This window comes from Rhodococcus sovatensis, from assembly GCF_037327425.1.
GTDB lineage: Bacteria > Actinomycetota > Actinomycetes > Mycobacteriales > Mycobacteriaceae > Rhodococcoides > Rhodococcoides sovatense.
On record NZ_CP147846.1, the window covers coordinates 1974578 to 1989218 of the forward strand.

At 61.1% G+C, this 14641-nt stretch carries 15 protein-coding genes and 1 pseudogene; 7 read left to right on the forward strand and 9 right to left on the reverse strand.

The genetic code is table 11. From position 1 onward, the window contains the following. Positions 1-95: 95 nt before the first annotated feature. The 4 genes from WDS16_RS09270 to WDS16_RS09285 are packed head-to-tail and all read right to left on the reverse strand — an operon-like array spanning position 96 to position 2683. Entirely contained in the window at positions 96-407 is a 312-nt protein-coding gene (locus tag WDS16_RS09270; RefSeq protein WP_338892200.1) for a hypothetical protein, read from the reverse strand. Next, positions 404-841, reverse strand: a complete 438-nt coding sequence (locus WDS16_RS09275; RefSeq protein ID WP_338892201.1) for a cupin domain-containing protein — start codon at positions 839-841, stop codon at positions 404-406. The genes WDS16_RS09270 and WDS16_RS09275 overlap by 4 nt, the downstream gene beginning before the upstream one ends. Before the next feature lie 25 nt (positions 842-866). Then, positions 867-1787 (reverse strand): VOC family protein, encoded by a 921-nt coding sequence (locus WDS16_RS09280; RefSeq protein WP_338892203.1) that lies wholly within the window; start codon positions 1785-1787, stop codon positions 867-869. An 11-nt stretch (positions 1788-1798) separates the two neighbouring features. Then, complete coding sequence (locus WDS16_RS09285; RefSeq protein WP_338892205.1) at positions 1799-2683, reverse strand: fumarylacetoacetate hydrolase family protein; 885 nt, start codon at positions 2681-2683, stop codon at positions 1799-1801. Positions 2684-2843: 160 nt separating this feature from the next. Between WDS16_RS09285 and WDS16_RS09290 the strand changes: the two genes are divergently transcribed. The 3 genes from WDS16_RS09290 to WDS16_RS09300 all read left to right on the forward strand — a co-directional run bounded on the left by WDS16_RS09290 (position 2844) and on the right by WDS16_RS09300 (position 6120). Beyond that, entirely contained in the window at positions 2844-3533 is a 690-nt protein-coding gene (locus tag WDS16_RS09290) for a GntR family transcriptional regulator (RefSeq protein ID WP_338892207.1), read from the forward strand. Between the two features lie 648 nt (positions 3534-4181). Next, positions 4182-5195: a GGDEF domain-containing protein gene (locus tag WDS16_RS09295; protein ID WP_338892209.1), complete on the forward strand. Its 1014-nt coding sequence runs from the start codon at positions 4182-4184 to the stop codon at positions 5193-5195. Positions 5196-5256: 61 nt separating this feature from the next. Beyond that, complete coding sequence (locus tag WDS16_RS09300) at positions 5257-6120, forward strand: aldo/keto reductase (protein ID WP_338892211.1); 864 nt, start codon at positions 5257-5259, stop codon at positions 6118-6120. Between the two features lie 20 nt (positions 6121-6140). Here the strand turns inward: WDS16_RS09300 and WDS16_RS09305 are convergent, their stop codons facing one another. The 3 genes and pseudogenes from WDS16_RS09305 to WDS16_RS09315 all read right to left on the reverse strand — a co-directional run bounded on the left by WDS16_RS09305 (position 6141) and on the right by WDS16_RS09315 (position 9476). Next, positions 6141-6596, reverse strand: a complete 456-nt coding sequence (locus WDS16_RS09305) for a tellurite resistance TerB family protein (RefSeq protein WP_338892213.1) — start codon at positions 6594-6596, stop codon at positions 6141-6143. 92 nt (positions 6597-6688) lie between these two features. Then, on the reverse strand, positions 6689-8521 hold the full coding sequence (locus WDS16_RS09310; protein ID WP_338892216.1) for a phage holin family protein: 1833 nt from the start codon (positions 8519-8521) through the stop codon (positions 6689-6691). 27 nt (positions 8522-8548) lie between these two features. Next, positions 8549-9476: pseudogene (locus WDS16_RS09315) on the reverse strand (IS5 family transposase). 97 nt (positions 9477-9573) lie between these two features. Between WDS16_RS09315 and WDS16_RS09320 the strand changes: the two are divergent. Beyond that, positions 9574-10470 carry an MBL fold metallo-hydrolase gene (locus tag WDS16_RS09320; RefSeq protein WP_338892218.1) on the forward strand — a complete coding sequence of 299 codons (897 nt, stop codon included), beginning with the start codon at positions 9574-9576 and terminating at the stop codon, positions 10468-10470. A gap of 7 nt (positions 10471-10477) precedes the next feature. Here WDS16_RS09320 and WDS16_RS09325 read toward each other — a convergent pair whose 3' ends face one another. Continuing rightward, the gene (locus tag WDS16_RS09325; protein WP_338893312.1) at positions 10478-10801 is read right to left on the reverse strand and encodes a hypothetical protein; all 324 of its coding nucleotides are present in this window, start codon (positions 10799-10801) and stop codon (positions 10478-10480) included. A gap of 150 nt (positions 10802-10951) precedes the next feature. Here WDS16_RS09325 and WDS16_RS09330 point away from each other — a divergent pair, with 150 nt between their 5' ends. The 3 genes from WDS16_RS09330 (at position 10952) to pabB (ending at position 13975) form a co-directional block, all read left to right on the forward strand. Further along, positions 10952-11290: an RNA polymerase-binding protein RbpA gene (locus tag WDS16_RS09330; protein ID WP_338892220.1), complete on the forward strand. Its 339-nt coding sequence runs from the start codon at positions 10952-10954 to the stop codon at positions 11288-11290. Positions 11291-11585: 295 nt separating this feature from the next. Next, on the forward strand, positions 11586-11903 hold the full coding sequence (locus WDS16_RS09335; RefSeq protein WP_338892221.1) for a chorismate mutase: 318 nt from the start codon (positions 11586-11588) through the stop codon (positions 11901-11903). Positions 11904-11911: 8 nt separating this feature from the next. Next, a complete protein-coding gene (pabB, locus tag WDS16_RS09340) occupies positions 11912-13975 on the forward strand; it encodes an aminodeoxychorismate synthase component I (RefSeq protein ID WP_338892223.1) in 2064 nt (687 codons plus the stop codon). A gap of 28 nt (positions 13976-14003) precedes the next feature. Here pabB and WDS16_RS09345 read toward each other — a convergent pair whose 3' ends face one another. Then, positions 14004-14603 carry a hypothetical protein gene (locus WDS16_RS09345; protein WP_338892225.1) on the reverse strand — a complete coding sequence of 200 codons (600 nt, stop codon included), beginning with the start codon at positions 14601-14603 and terminating at the stop codon, positions 14004-14006. Between the last annotated feature and the right edge of the window lie 38 nt (positions 14604-14641).

A 14641-nucleotide genomic window follows, 5' to 3' on the forward strand; every position in this document is an offset into this window, starting at 1 on the left:
CGAAACGCGAGTAGTTGACTGGACGAACCGGTCGCCGGAGGCGCGGTGAAGCTGGCTGCGGCGCCGGTTGCCCGCGGCCAGGTTCACGTTGGTTGTCAGTTCAGGTCGACGCTGAGTGCGGTGACGAACAGTTCGAGTGGCTCGGTTGTGCTTGCGGTGACGAGGATTTCGGATCCGTATCCGACCGTTACCGCATGCCCGGGAGTCAACGGGTGATCTTGGCCTCCGAAAAGATACTTCCCGTGCCCGGACATGACGAACACCGAATGTTCGACGGTATCTGCGGTGAATCGCTCGTGTTGGTCCGGTGCGAGTTCGATTCGGCGAAAGCTTTTCCACGGACCGTCGAAGTACTGTGTGGCGTCGAGCTCGTCGCCTTTTTCGATTTTTCCTACGTAGCCTCTCATTTCGAGTTGGCTCCTTCCGCTGAAATGGCGATTTGGTGTTCTTCGGTGGGTCTGCGGGGAGGCAATTTTCCAGAGATTTCGGGCGGAAAGACTTCGATGACGACGTATTCGATACGCTCACCGCCGGTGTTCCACAGGGCATGTTGGCTGTGGAGTGGGGTGATGACGATGGAGCCTGGTTCGACGTGGAACTTTTCGCCGTCGAGTTCGATGTCGGCGCTTCCGCGCAGGATGAACCAGATCTCTTCGGTGTGGCTGTGGGTATGCAGTCCAGCCCGTCCGCCTGGGTCGAATGCGACCCATTCGATTCCGTCCCAGTCTCCGTGAAGGTGTGCGCCGGTCGCGAATCGGGTCCACAGCATGGCTCCTTCGCCGCCGTGAACACCCATTACTTTGCCTGCATTGTCGGTGTGTCCGGTTATTACGCTCGGCATGTGCTCGCTTCTTTCGTGTGTGCTGTCATGAACTGTGTCCGTGGATCATCAGGTCGGCGAGGTCTTCGGGGTCGATGAAGGACGGTGGGGGAGGTGGGCCCCATCGGAACAGTCCGCGGGCGCCTTCGAGTTCTTCGGGTGTCCACAGGGCGTCTTCGGGGATGTGGTCCATGTCGCTGTGGTACTCGGCAAAATTGCCGGCGGGGTCTTTGAAGTACCAGAAGAAGTTCGATCCGGCGTAGTGGCGTCCAAGTCCCCATATGTGGCGTTCTGGATGCCCGTCGAGCAGGTCCATTGCACCGCGGCCGATGGCGTCGACATCGTCGACCTGCCAGCTGCTGTGGTGCATGAACTGAACTGGTGAGCGTTGAACGAGGATGTTGTGGTGGTCGGTCGAGCACCGAAGGAAGACGCCGCTTCCTTTCACTATGTCGCTGACCTTGAAGCCGAGGCCGTCTGTAAAAAACGTGTATGCGGTGTCGAAATTCGTTGTGCCCAAAACGATGTGACCCAGCCTGCGCGGCGTCACTTTCGCCTCGGCGATGATGCCCTCGGCCCGTGCGTTGAGTCGATCGATGCGCCCTGGAGCGTTCACCTTGGCCGCCGGGAACGGTGTCTGATTCAAACGAGGCGAGACCGTCAGCTCGATGGCCGTTCCCGTACTCGGCTCACGGGTATGCAGGGCGGCACCGACGATAACGTGCTCGGCGTCGATTGCACTGAGCTGTGTTGCGATGCGATGGAGGTCGTCGGTGTCGTCCACGGCGAACACCGCAGCGACGAGCCTTCGTGAGGACGCGGGGACCAGCCGCAGCTGGACTCCGCCTTCTGAAGTAGAGAACTGTCCATCGCCGACAGCAGTGAGTCCGAAATCTTCGTAGAAGTGAGCTGTACGTGCCAGGTCGGGGACACCGAGGACGATGGAGTCGAGGCGATGTAGCGACATCGGATCTCCTTCTACTCTGCCGGGGCGAGGTCGGTTTTCGGCTTGGTGTGCTCGGATGCGGGCGCGGTGAAGGTCTGGGTGATCTCGCCGATGCCGGTGATGTAGCTGCGGAGGACGTCCCCGGCCTTGAGGTAGCGAGGGGGTGTGCGTCCCGCGCCTACTCCGGCGGGGGTGCCAGTGAAGATGACATCACCCGGGTAGAGCTCGACGATTCGGGAGAGATGCTCGATCAGCGTGGGTACGGGGAAGATCAACTGTGATGTTCTGCCGCTCTGAACTTGCTCACCGTTGATCTCCGCGCCGAGTTCGAGATCGTCGGGGTTGTCCAGCTCGTCCGGTGTGACCAGAACTGGACCGACCGGTGAGAACCCGGCGTGTGATTTCGCCAGGCTGAACTGCGGAGCCGGCCCCGAGTGCTGGCGTTCGCGTTCGGAAATGTCCTGGCCGACTGTCAGACCGGCTACGTGATTCCATGCGGAGGCGGAGGCGATGTTGCGGCCGCCACGGCCGAGAACAACGACAAGTTCGACTTCCCAGTCCACCGATTTGGAGGGTAGCTCCACAGACGACTCGGGACCGGTGATCGACGAAGCGAACTTGGTGAAAATCACCGGGTTGTCAGGACGCACGAACCCGGATTCGTCTGCGTGAGCAAGATAGTTCAAACCTACGGCGAAAATCTGACGCGGTGACGGTGCAGGTGCACCGACATGAGCCCTCTGGGGCAGTGACGTCGATGGTTTCGGTTGCGTCTGAACCCACGTCGTAAATTCATCCCACCGGGAGTAGATCTGCTGCGGATCCGCTGAGAACGTGCCGTTGCTGGCCTGTTCGACATCGGAGACACGGTCGCCGTCCACGAGGTGTAGTCGACCGTCGAGATTGATCAAACGCACTGAAAGCTCCTGTTCCTCATGGTGTGGCCCGAAGATGGCTTCGAAGGCCTGAGACGACCATCACACCCGATGAGCGAAAAGTCAAATAGTTTTCGAAAACTTAGTTTTCTTTCGCTACGTGATAGCGTTCGGGGAGTAGATCAAACGAAACGGGGAAAGCGTGACGACTCAACTACCGCTTGCCGCGGACCGAAGTAGAACAACCCGCGTCTACGAGGCCATCAGGGGTGACATCTTGGCTGGTCGCGTGCCCCCTGGATCGCGGTTGGGCTTCGCAGGCCTGGTCGAGACCTACGAAAGCAGCATCGGCGCTATTCGTGAGGCCCTCAATAGATTGCTCGAACAAGGTTTGGTGACCACTGAGCCGAAGCGCGGGTTCCGCGTAATGGCAATCTCGACCGACGACCTACGTGACCTCACCACAGCGCGCTGCGAGATCGAAGTACTGGCCCTTCGATACGCAGTTCGGCAGGGCGACACTCAGTGGGAAGCAAATGTCATTGCGGCTCATCACATGCTCGAACGGGCCGATCAGTTCGAGCCTCGCGACCCGAGACGTTTCGGAGATGAATGGGTCGCCGCGCACACCCGGTTCCACGAAGCACTCCTCGGCGGATGCCGGAATACTCGAATTCTCTCCTGTGCAACCACACTGAGGGATTCGGCTGAGTTGTATCGCATGTGGTCGGCGCCCCAGCACGATCGATCCCGCGATATTGAGGGTGAACACCGCGACATCATGGCCGCCGCCGTCGGACGTGATGAGGCCCATGCTGCCGAACTCTTGACCCGACATATTCAGCGGACCACAGATGCGCTGCTGGTCGGCCAACAGAATGCCTCAGGGTAGGTCGCCTGGAAGCGCCATCCGCCCACCAGCAATAGCTTTCGGTTGAGATCCTGGCATCTCACCTCCGTACATAACCGGCGGCGGTGGACAATTGATTGATCGAATGCAACATGCAGTAGTCAAGTTGACATAATGTAGATTATCGGCATAATTTCGACCTCGGCAAACATCGCGAACGTCGATCGCTGTGGTCGCTACGCGACTCTGGTCGATGTCCGCTTCGGTGACCGCGTGTTGGGGCGCGCAACGTTCGGGATCCAGTTCGCTCTTGGCGTGATCGCATGGACGTTTCCGGTTGAATGATCTCCAACATGGCGGCCGAATCGTGTCGATTGTCGGGAACCTGTGCCGTTATAAGGCTATTGCCGTCGCCGTAACCTATAGCTGCCTCGATCTAATTCGTCACTGTGACGTATTGAGGTTGTTTTCATGGACTGTATGCGTGATGAAAACAGTAAGTTGGTCGAGTATTCGACGATGCAAACGTCATATGGCCCGTTACGCTCCGAGTCAGCCATTGTTTGTGGCCCAACTTTCCATCCAGAGGTTTCGATGTTCGCCGTGCGTTCCCTTTTCTCCACAGACCAACGTTCCACGCCTCGCCATCGGGGTGGTTCGATCCCTGACTCCGGGCTCCTGGACCTCAATGTGCGTCGCACTCGGGCCACACAATTGCTGGTGGGTCTGGGTGTGCTGGCGATCGGCGTAATCGGGCTCGTCAGTGCGCCCTCGGAGGAATACAGCGGCTGGCGCGGTCTGGTCGTAGTGGCTGTCAGCATTTCTGCCCTGCCGGTTGCTGCGCGCTGGTTCGTCGGCAGATGGCCGAGCCCTCGTTGGCTGATCGCGTTCATCGTCTACTCGGACGTGTCGATAACAGTGTGTCTTCTGCTGAAAGACACCGACATGACGGCGATCGGTGGAACAGTGCTGTTCGCGGTGGTCACCTCGCTGGCCGTGGTGGCAGTGCCTCTACTCCCCTGTGTCCTTCACATGATGTACGGCGCCGTCGTTCTCGGCATCGTGGCGCTGATGACTGTCCACTCCGACACCGCAAGCGGATGGGTCGTTGCCGCCCACAGTCTGACCATGCTGTTGATGTTCTCGGCGCCGCTCATCTTGATGGTCTATGTGAGCGAACTTCGATCGCGTGCGCGGGAGTCCCTGGTGGATTCACTGACCGGTCTGCACAACCGCCGCGGGTTGTTTGCTGCGGTGACTGCGATCGCTGTGACGACGCCGAAGGTCGAACCGATCGTCCTGTCCGCCGTCGTCATCGACGTAGATGGCATGAAAGGCGTCAACGACACCTTCGGGCATCACACTGGCGACGCAGTGCTCGTCGACCTGGCCCAACACCTGAGGGCGCTCGCTGTCAACCACTGGGTTGTAGCTCGGCTCGGCGGTGACGAGTTTGCGTGCGTCTCGATCGGCCGACCCGCGGATATCGCTGCTCGTAGTGATGAGCTCGTGTCGAACCTCGCGTGCGCTCGGATGATCTCTGGACTCACCGTCAGTGTTGGTGCGGCCACTGTCGGCATCTCTATCGGGGACGACGAAGAGCAGTCGGCACGCGACGCGCTCAGAGTTGCCGATGCTGAGATGTATCGGGTGAAGAACAGCCGCAAGCAGATTCGCGGCCACAGCGGCACGGCGTACCTCTAGACGGTGCCTGTTCCGGTACGACCGTTGACGTCGACTTCGCTCGAGGTTGTACGTTTGCGCGATGGATGTGACAACCACGGAGTGGGTCTTCGGGCGGCTCCCGGTGCAGGGACTCGGTCTCATGAGATTGGCCGACGAGGGATGGGGACAACCGGACCGCGATCCGCTCGCTCTGGTGCGTGCGGCGGTCGACGCCGGTGTGACTCTGCTCGATACCGCCGAAATGTACGGCAACGAGGAACTCGTCGGCCGGATCGTGGGGCCGGTGCGAGATCGAGTCACCTTGTGCAGCAAGTTCGGGGTCTATTGGGGCGCGTCGGGTGATCGCGACGACTGGAGCGTTCGTGCCGATCCGGCGACAGTGCGGACCGCAATCGAGGGCAGCCTTCGTCGGTTGAACGTCGATACGATCGACCTGTACTACCTTCATCATCGCAGCAACGTGACGCCGATCGAGGACACTGTCCTAGCTATGGCCGAGTTGGTTCGCGCCGGAAAGATCAGAGCGATCGGGCTGTCCAATGTCACAGTCGATGACGTTCGGAGAGCTCATCTGGTCCACCCAGTCACGGCCGTGCAGGAGCAGTGGGCGGTGACGCAGCGAAATGTCGAACCCATGCTGCCAACACTTGCCGAACTAGGCATCACCCTCGTGGCGCACTCGCCGCACGGCCACGGATCGCTCCATTCACCCACCGACAGCCCGCTCGCAACCACACTGGACGAGATCGCCACACGGCATCGGGTTACCCGGGGACAGGTCGCGTTGGCGTGGGTTCACGGCAGCAGCCTTGGACGCGATCAACCCGTCGTTCCGCTTCCCGGCACGACCCGAATCAGCCACCTGCTGGCGAATGTGGCAGCCGCTTCCCTCGTCCTCGAACCGTTCGAACTGGACCGCCTCGACGCTCTTGCCTCACTGTGAGGATCGGTCACGCCGAGCTGTCATAGTTCGAATTCGACCGGGTCGATTCCCACCGCGAAGCACGCGTTCCTGACAGCGTTCTTTTCGTCGTCGTCGAATTTGCCATCGGCGCCACCGATGATGATTCCGATCTGAATCACAGCACGCGCCTGATCGGGCTTGCTCTTCAGCTTGCCGATGGTGGCCGTGGCCTCGACCTTGCCGAAATCGAAATCGCCAGCGAGCTTGTCGCAGTACCAATCGAACTTCTGGCGAAGCTCGTCTGCCGGAAACACTTTGAGGGCTTCGTTGCTCGAGATGAGTGCAGCGGTCTTCTGTCGCTCGGCTGGATCGATGGTGCCATCTGCGGCAGCGATGAGAGCGCACATTGCCATGCTGCCGTTGGCGAACTCCTTGTTCTTGAACTGGACGGTCTTCGTCTGCAGTTGGCCGTTGAGTTCGGTGGCCTTTGCCTTGAGCTGGTCCCAGAAAGCCATGGAATTCCTTTGTGTTGCGTTCCTTGGACCGCACCGTCCGTGCGATCGCCACCATTGTGCACGTCGATCCTTCGAAAAACCCGGACCCGCTGCTAGGACCGTGCGGCAACCGTTCGCCAGTGCACGAGAATGCGATGGATGGACTCGGCGCCGTGAATCGGACCAGGCGGGGTCGAAAGCTGGACTGGATGCAGTAGAAACGGCCGCGACTGCTCGCCACCCAGACCACCGTGTGAGCCCACCTGTTCCTCGAATGCAGCGACTTCGTCGGTATCCGGCCAGTACGTCCCGTTGATCATCATGTCGGGCACGTTGCCGAACGAGTCCGTCCGACGAATCAAGTCCAGTACGCCATGCCCGAAGACTGCCAGCGGGTCCTCCCCCACGACGGATCCCGTATCGAGGGACACGCTTCCGTGCGCACCGAGGACCTCGGATTCACCGGACTCCGTTGCAACCAGCACGAAGCCGATCCCTGGATGGCCGATCAACGTCTCGATCAATCCTGGATACACGGCGTCGATCCACTCGCGCGTTGCTCGAGCGGGATTGTCGACGAAGCTGACCAGTCCGACATTCCCAGACGCCAGCACGATGACGTTGTCGACGTCGGACTCCGAGCTGCCGGACGATCCGATGCCGACACTCGCGGCGGCGAATGCGGCGCCTTCTGCTCCGCCGCCGTGCATCGGTCGGTCCGAAGTTTCGGCAAGAGCGCACCCGCGGAGAACGAGCGATTGCAGCGACTCGCCGTATCGGGTCCTGAACGTGACGCCCTGACTCTGCCCGTGGTCGGAGAGCAACACCAGGTGATACGACCGCTCGCTGCTCTGAGCCACCGCATGGATCATTGCGATTTCGGCATCGAGCTTACGGAGAACTGCGAGCGTCTCTGGTCGCTCGACGCCCGAGTGGTGCGAGACCTCGTCGTATCCGACCAGGTCGGCGTAGACGATCGACCGACCGCGCACTAGATCGCCGATCACAGCTGCGACTACGACGTCGGTCTCCACCACCGTCGTGAATGCGCGCACCAGCGGGTAGATCCCGCCGCGCGGTACCCGCGGCACGATCCCACGGCTGCGCGAGATCAGGCTCTGTCTGATCTCGCGGACGATCTCGGCAACGAAACCAACGAAGGTGCGCACAGTGTTCGCCGGGTCGATGAAGTAACCGGAGTAACCGGTACCCCCGCCACCCATTCGTGCACCCCTCATGCGGCTGACCACCAGTACGTTGTCTTGCGCTCCGCCGGTGAACAGGTTTCCTCGGCTTGCGCCGTCGTCCGCCAGCAGCCCGGTGAGTTTGCTGCGTTCCCGTTCGCGTTCGGCGTTGCTGGCGGGATCGCTGAAGACCGCGATCGTTCGAGAGGACTTGTCGTACCATCGAAATGCCGGGACATCGTGGTTGGAACCGTGCAGGATTCCAAGCTGGCTTGCCCCGGTCTGGCTGCTCCAATCGGTATGCCACGCAGTGAGCGAATGAGTGCCGGACGAGACGAGACTTGCCATCGTGGGTACGACTCCGGACGACATCGCGCGACGAAGTACATCGTGACCGAGCCCGTCAATCTGTATACACACTAGGCCTGGAGCGTCCACCTGCCCGGACGACCCGTGCTGAGACCGGCGATGGCGTCGTACGACCATCATGCGATAGGTGTTGTCACGTCGCGCTGCAATGGCCCCCGATACGACGGAGGTCGTCGCAGACAGGATCAGTGCGAGGATCGTGATGTCCATCGGACCGTCGAAGTGTGCGACCGGCGCGAGCGTGACGCTGAGCAACATCAACAGGCCACTGGCGACGAAGACCGAGACGAAGAGAAGAGCCGGACCGACCCACATCATGGCCCGGAGAAACAGCGGCCACAGAAGTGCATTGAGCGCTCCGAACACGATGGCAAGAGCTACCGCGCTCGGCACGACCCCGAGAAGACTAGAGCGTGTCTCTTAAATTGGGTCCGTTTTCGTTTTCATCGCCGGGCGGTGGTTGTGGTTGCGGGAGTGCAGAACTGCCGCGCACAGGACAACGCCCCCGAGGAATGTCATGGCGTACTTGTCATATCGAGTGGCCACACCACGCCACTGTTTGAGCCGCCCGAAGCCACGCTCGACGGTGTTGCGGTGCTTGTACATCGTCGGATCGAAACCCGGTGGACGACCACCGGCGGACCCCTTGTCGGCCCGTCGCTGCTTCTGGTCGCTGCGCTCGGGAATGGTGTGTTTGATCTTGCGGCGACGCAGTTCGGTGCGGGTACTGGGATGGGTGTACGCCTTGTCGGCGAGCAATCGGTAGTCCTGGTCCCCACCGGCAGCTCGGTGGGCATCGAGCAACGGCACCAACTGTGGATTGTCCCCGGCTTGCCCACCGGTCAGCAGCATCGTCACCGGCGAGCACGTCAGGTCGGTCAGTGCATGGATCTTCGTGGTGAATCCTCCGCGAGATCGACCCAACGCGTGGTCAGCGGGTTCGTCGACGGATTTCTTGTAATTCGACAAGGCCCCCTGTGAGAGTGTCGGCTCGCGCACCGGCCGCATGCTGATGCGCCCGGACGCTGGTCGAGTCGATCGAGAGCACCGCCCCGATATCGCCGTCGAGTTCTTCCGGGTCGAGACCGAACACCTCGGCCACCGCGGCAAGCATCTCGTCGTAGGTGCCATCGAAGGACCATCGGTGGTGGCGTTTCCACACCGTCTGCCACGGACCGAAGTCCTCCGGCAGATCTCGCCACGGACACCCGGTACGGAATCGGTATGCGATGCCCTCCAGAATTCGCCGGTGCTCGGCGAACCGCCGCCCACGTTTTCCCACGTCGGTGGGTATCACTGGCTCGACGATCTCCCAGAACTCGTCACTGATCACTCCCACGCGCGTCATCGAAATATCATCGCTGACAGCACCTCTCAAATTTGGGAGACACGCTCTAGTCGTTCCGACTCGATCGAGTCGAAACCCAGGCATGAGGAGATCGGCAATGACCAACATGGCCGCCGAGATCGCCGCCAGAACTGCGTACTCGATGCCCAGCCGCCACGCCATTGTCGCTTCCCCTGTAGCCGAGAGGGTCTGTTCGATTTCTGGAATGGTAGACCCCATGGCCGAAGGCCGAAGGAAACCTGGCAGCGTGGTGTGGTGGGGCCACGCCACGGTGGAGATTCACCTCGACGGGGTCACGGTGCTTACCGACCCTGTCCTGACGCGCCGCGTGGCCCACCTGGTTCGCCGACGCGGCGGGTGCCCTCCGATCGAAGTGCACTCCCCTGACGCAGTTCTGCTCTCCCATCTGCACAGTGACCACACCCACCTTCCGTCGTTGGCGAAGGTGTCCCCGACTACGCCGATCGTGCTGCCACGAGGCGCATCCCGACGGTTCGGCAGTCTGCGCAAGCTCGGGAATCCCCTCATCGAGATCTCCGTCGGCGAGAGCGTCGATGTCGGAACCCTTGGTATCACCGCGGTTCCGGCCGACCATGACGGCCGCCGATGGCGCCACGGACCCCGCGATGTGGATGCCCTGGGCTACGTCATCGAAGGCTCCTCGATCGTCTACTTCGCCGGCGACACCGCGATGTTCGACGCGATGGCCGAGTGGGTGCCGCGGTGCGACCTTGCGTTGCTCCCGGTCGGAGGATGGGGCCCGACGCTCGGCGACGGACATATGAACGCTCGAGATGCCGCGCGCGCAGCGTCGGCAATGCACGCGGGCATGTCGATCCCCATTCACCACGGGACACTGTGGCCGGTGGGGCTCGATCGGTTTCGCCCGCATCTGTTTCACGAACCAGGCGCGGACTTCGTCGTCGAGGCATCCTCACTCGACGTGCCGGCTACCCTTCTCGACCCGGGCGAACCCTGGCAGATGTCGGACTGAGCGATGATCAGCGCAGGCGTTCCGCGTCCTTTGCTCGCGTGACCAACTCCTCGCACAGGCGCGTGAGCTCGTCGAGCCCTGCTCCTTCCGTCACCGCCGTAGCGACATCCTCGGCCGCGCACCTGACCTCGAATGTTCGATCGATAAGTGCGGACGCCTCCTCGGAAGACAGGACGACGGCATCCTCGGGGATCGAGGTGCCCTTGATTGCACTCCGGTGTTCGTAGGCTCGCTGCCTGCAGGATTGTCTGCAATAGCGCCGGCGCCGGCCCATCCCGGAATCGGCGACCTCGCGTCCGCACCATGCACACGCGTGTACCCGACGTGACATCACTGACATGGTCTCGAGCCTACGGGGAGCATGACGGTAGAATGACGTCGGCGTATGCGCGGGTCCACCCGTGTCGTCGATTCGGGTCGGGAACGATTCGCACCGGTGGAGCGTTGAGGAACATGTACGACAGAGGGAGAGGACTTCACAATGGCAGATCGCGTTCTACGAGGTAGCCGCCTCGGCGCCGTTAGTTACGAGACCGACCGCGACCACGACCTTGCGCCGCGTCGAGTCGCTCGCTACCGATGCGACAACGGTGAAGAGTTCGACGTGCCGTTCGCGGACGACGCCGAGATCCCCGGCACGTGGCAGTGCCGCAACGGCCTGGAAGGTTCCCTGCTCGAGGGAACTGCTCCGGAGGCTAAGAAGGTCAAGCCGCCGCGCACCCACTGGGACATGCTCCTCGAGCGCCGCTCGGTCGACGAACTCGAAGAGTTGCTCAAGGAGCGGATGGACCTGCTCAAGGTCAAACGTCGCGGAGCCTGAGAGCCGAAATAGCTTTTCTTCTGCGCCGAACGAATTACAAAACATTCGTTCGGCGCAGTTTTTTGTCTTGATTCATATTCTTCGGTTTGTTTCCTTACAGTCTGTGCTGCAATCCCGAAACAATACGATGGATTCTGCAGCGATCGGGATGAAGATTGCCGTCTGCAGTGGGATTATTGTGGACCCGGCGCGAACGACCCCCATGGGTAACGGTCGGGGGTGAACGCACGATGAAATGTCGAGCGCGTAAAAGCACGACGCTGTATTCGTCGGCATAACGAGGGGGCAACCACACGTGACCGAAGAGCCCTGTACTCAACTCGCGTCGCTTCGAGCCGAACTGGATTCCATCGACGCAGGTCTGCTCGTGGCTATCCGCGATCGAATCGAGATATGTTCACGGGTCGCTCTCGTCAAACGCGAGTTCGACATTCCGATGATGCAGCCCGATCGCGTAGGGGTCGTCCAGGACCGGGCACGCGAATTCGCACGCAAACACGGTATGTCCGAAGATTTTCTGGCTTCGGTGTACGACCTTCTGATCGGTGAGGCCTGCCGCGTCGAAGACCTGATCATCGACGCGGACTCCGCCGTCGGCAAACGCGGTAGGTGAGATTCTCGATGACTGTCCGCACGCTACTGATCGACAACTACGACTCGTTCACGTACAACCTCTACAGCCTGCTGTGCGAAGTGAATGGTGTGGAGCCCGTTGTGGTTCGGAACGACGTCGATTGGGATTCACTCGACCTCGCGAAGTTCGACAACATCGTTGTCTCACCGGGTCCCGGGCGCCCGAGTACCTCGCACGATCTTGGAATCAGTGCGCGCGCAATCGTCGATTCGGACCTACCGATCCTCGGAGTCTGTCTCGGACACCAAGCCATCTGCCATCTATTCGGGGGCGAGGTCGACCTGGCTCCGGAGCCGATGCACGGCAGAATTTCCGAGATAGTTCATGACGGAGTCGGGCTGTTCGACGGGATCCCCTCCCCCTACTCCGTGGTTCGCTACCACTCGCTGACGGCATTGGATCTACCCGATGAGCTCGAAGCCTGCGCGTGGACCGCCGACGGCATCGTCATGGCCGTACGCCATCGCAGTCGCCCCATGTGGGGCGTGCAGTTCCATCCCGAGTCCGTCAGCACGGAGTACGGGAGGGAGTTGTTGTCGAATTTCCGCGATCTCACTCGATCGATACTGCACCCGTTCGCTGCGCCCACCCGTACGCCCTATTTTCTCGAAAGCCAGTGCATCGAGGGCGACTTCGACACCGAGCAGGTGTTCGGTGAGCTGTTCGCAACCGGCCCGAACAGCTTTTGGCTCGACGGAAGTGCCGCCGTGGAACCTGACTCCCGCTTCACGATCATGGGCGACTGTTCTGGACCGCTTGCGGAATACATCACCTATCGAGTTGCCGAGCGACACGTCGAGGTGAGTCGCGCAGACGGAACCACCGAGTCCGTGGATTCGACGTTCTTCGACTACCTCGATCGGCAACTGAAGGCTCGGGCGGTTCACGCACGCCACGATCTGCCGTTCGCCTTCGCTCTGGGGTACGTCGGATATCTGGGCTACGAGCTCAAAGCCGACGTCGGTGGACAACTTGTTCACACTGCGCCGACTCCGGATGCCTCCATGGTGTTCGCCGATCGCGCGCTCGTCTTCGACCACGAGTCGGGATGCTGTTATGCGATGGCCTTGGTGGAAGAGCACGGCGATGCTGCAACGGCAGCATGGTTCGAGGATGTTGTCGATGCACTCACCTCGCTTCGGGAGGGCGCCCACAGTTCCCAGCCGCAGGAAAGTCCGTTGTTGGCACCGGAGTTCGAACAGGACCTGCAACTTCGGCACGATCGTGAGAAGTACCTCGGGCTCATCGAGCAATGCCTAGCCGAGATCAGGTCCGGGGAGACATACGAGGTGTGTCTGACCAATGTTGCCTCGTTCCCGGGCCCGATCGACGCGCTCGAGACGTATACCTATCTCCGAGAGATCAATCCGACGCCCTACAGTGCTTTCCTCGGATTCGCGGACCTGTCGATCTCCAGCGCGTCTCCCGAGCGGTTCCTTCGGATCGATGCGGACCGAGTTGTGGAGTCGAAGCCCATCAAGGGCACGCGTCCCCGGGGCAGCACACCGGAACAGGACTCGCTGCTACGGGCGGACCTTCTCGGCAACGAGAAGGACAAAGCCGAAAACTTGATGATCGTGGACTTGGTGCGCAACGATCTGGCGCGGGTGTGTGTCCCGGGTTCGGTGCACGTACCGAAGCTGTTCGACGTCGAGACTTATGCGCCGGTGCACCAGCTTGTCTCGACCGTACGCGGCAGACTGCGTGACGACGCCTCGGCGGTGGATTGCATCAGCGCGGCCTTCCCCGGAGGATCGATGACAGGCGCCCCGAAAATCAGGACGATGGCCATCATCGACAAGCTCGAAGATGGGCCACGCGGTGTGTATTCAGGCGCTATCGGCTACTTCTCGCTGACCGGCACAGCAGACTTCTCCATCGTGATTCGGACGATAGTGTCCACCGAGCACGAGGTGACTTTCGGGGTGGGTGGCGCGATCGTCGCGTTGTCGGACCCGGAAGAAGAGTTTCAGGAGACGATGGTCAAAGCAGTGTCGATGCGGCGTGCGCTGACCGGTTCTGCGCAGAAAGAAAGCCGGAAGGACAAGTAGCAGTCCCTCCGGCTTTCTGTTCCGGTCGTCAGGGTGTTGTGAAGTATTCGAACACTGCCGGTTGGACATTCGGATTGGCATTGACCGTACCGATGATGGTGCCTGCCACGACGCCTATGGCCGTACCGATGATGCAGCCTGCGATGAAGTTCGGGAAGATCGATACGCAGCCGATGGCGAAGCCGAGCCCTGCCCCGATCGCGGTTCCAACGGCGCCGCCGTTGGTGTAGCCGATGACGATCTGGTTGATCATGTTGTCGAACGCTGCCTGTTTGCTGACCGGGCCGGCGACCTCGCTCACCAACGCGGCAGGTTGCGGAGTCAGCAACAGTTGCCTATCCCCTACCAGCGCAGGGACGATCGAATATTGCGCTCCGTTCACCGAGTACGTCAGCGGCACACTCGCCAGAACCGTTCCGGAATTGCCCACGATCTCGACGGAGTCGGCCCCGCTCTCGATGCGGAACGCGCCCGCGTCCAGGACGGTGCTGACAGCACCTTCCGTGGTGACCGAGGTTTCGTAACCGATGGACTCCGTGGGATCTGCGTTCGCCGTTCCCCCACCCAATGCAACCGTCACCGAAGTGGCTGCCAACAGTGTTACTGCCGCGGCAGCCACAGACTTCATCTTTTTCACAAGCATCCCCAGACCGTCGTCGGACGAGC

What these genes read in the sequence shown, in the direction of transcription:
- WDS16_RS09270 (WP_338892200.1), bottom strand. Translation starts at nt 407, where the DNA reads ATGAGAGGCTACGTAGGAAAAATCGAAAAAGGCGACGAGCTCGACGCC.
- WDS16_RS09275 (WP_338892201.1), bottom strand. Translation starts at nt 841, where the DNA reads ATGCCGAGCGTAATAACCGGACACACCGACAATGCAGGCAAAGTAATG.
- WDS16_RS09280 (WP_338892203.1), bottom strand. Translation starts at nt 1,787, where the DNA reads ATGTCGCTACATCGCCTCGACTCCATCGTCCTCGGTGTCCCCGACCTG.
- WDS16_RS09300 (WP_338892211.1), top strand. Translation starts at nt 5,257, where the DNA reads ATGGATGTGACAACCACGGAGTGGGTCTTCGGGCGGCTCCCGGTGCAG.
- WDS16_RS09305 (WP_338892213.1), bottom strand. Translation starts at nt 6,596, where the DNA reads ATGGCTTTCTGGGACCAGCTCAAGGCAAAGGCCACCGAACTCAACGGC.
- WDS16_RS09320 (WP_338892218.1), top strand. Translation starts at nt 9,574, where the DNA reads ATGACCAACATGGCCGCCGAGATCGCCGCCAGAACTGCGTACTCGATG.
- WDS16_RS09325 (WP_338893312.1), bottom strand. Translation starts at nt 10,801, where the DNA reads ATGTCACGTCGGGTACACGCGTGTGCATGGTGCGGACGCGAGGTCGCC.
- WDS16_RS09330 (WP_338892220.1), top strand. Translation starts at nt 10,952, where the DNA reads ATGGCAGATCGCGTTCTACGAGGTAGCCGCCTCGGCGCCGTTAGTTAC.
- pabB (WP_338892223.1), top strand. Translation starts at nt 11,912, where the DNA reads ATGACTGTCCGCACGCTACTGATCGACAACTACGACTCGTTCACGTAC.
- WDS16_RS09345 (WP_338892225.1), bottom strand. Translation starts at nt 14,603, where the DNA reads ATGAAGTCTGTGGCTGCCGCGGCAGTAACACTGTTGGCAGCCACTTCG.